Genomic DNA, 1435 nt, shown 5'->3' with positions numbered 1-1435 from the left:
ACTCTAGAATCTCCCAAACCAAAACGTCGAAATTCTAATTCAAACGTTGAATTCAAAAGAATTGATACACCTCATGGACATTATTTTGAACCAGTAGAAGTTAAATCTCAATCACCAAAGAAAAGATCGTCAACTTATTAAATTAACATAGTTTCATTACGGGTGACAGCGAAAGTGTGAACAACGTGATTTACAGCCCATATTTTAGGATAGTTAATTATTTAAATATTCAAACATGGAAGAAAAACATTATAATAATTTATTTAATTATATTAGTTTAAAAATTTTACCAAACGAAAAAGAAGAAAAACAACAAATCATTCGACAAAGTAAAAATTATATAGTTAAAAATAACTTTCTTTATAAATTAGATAAAAATGATAAAAATAATTTTTTTAGGGTAGTTAAATTTAATGAATTAGATAGTATACTTTATATGTTTCATGATGATCCTTTAGGAGGACATTTTGCAACGGATCCAATGTTCAACAAAATTCGTATTCGATATTATTGGCCACAAATGTACGAAGATATTAAGAAATATGTGAAATCATGTGACTCTTGTCAACGAAGAGGACGATCAAAGAAAAATAATTTATTACATCCAATTCCGGTTCATTCACCTTTTTACCAAATTGGAATTGATATAGTTGGACCTTTACCACGAACACAAAGAGGAAAGAAATATATAGTAGTAGCAATGGATTATTTAACAAAATGGCCTGAAGCTCAAGCTATTACTGAAGCAACTGCTGAAAAAGTCGCAAATTTTATATATGAACATATAATTTGTCGACATGGATGTCCTCAAATAATATTATCGGATAGAGGAACTCATTTCAATAACCACATGATAGAAAAATTATTAGGAAAATTCGAAATTAATCATTTATTATCAACGCCATATCATCCACAGACCAATGGATTAGTGGAAAGATTCAATCGAACACTTTGTGAATCCTTGGCAAAAATCTCAGAAAAATCGAATGACTGGGATTTGTTTATAGCCCCTACATTATTTGCTTATCGTACAAACAAACATTCCACAACAGGCATAGAACCTTTCTTTTTAGTATATGGAAGATCTGCAAGATTACCAATTGAAGAAACAGAAGATTCGAAAATTACATCATTAAATGATCGACTGAAACAGCTGATTGATGATGTTCCACAAATCAGGGAAAGATCTCGATTACAAATACAAATTAGTCAGCAAAAGAAAAAAATAGAACATGACAAAAAGATTAAAAAAGAAATTAATTTCACAATTGGTGACAAAGTTCTTTACTTTAAGGCTGCACAAGATCAAACACATTCTGGAAAACTAAATCCAAAATGGAAAGGACCTTATTATGTACATGACATTCTTCCAAATCAAGCTTACAAGCTCAGAAATTTAGAAGGTGGAATTTTAGCAGTTCCGGTTAACGGAAAT

At 30.0% G+C, this 1435-nt stretch carries 1 protein-coding gene; it reads left to right on the top strand.

What is annotated here, in order from left to right:
- Window positions 1-235 precede the first annotated feature (235 nt).
- On the top strand, window positions 236-1435 hold a 1200-nt coding region (locus ACQR30_RS16615), incomplete at its 3' end, for a DDE-type integrase/transposase/recombinase (protein ID WP_429736879.1).

It is taken from the genome of Arachidicoccus sp., from assembly GCF_050436765.1.
Lineage (GTDB): Bacteria > Bacteroidota > Bacteroidia > Chitinophagales > Chitinophagaceae > Arachidicoccus.
Note: the sequence above shows the minus strand (reverse complement) of the source record. Positions and strands in the feature narration are given on the sequence as shown.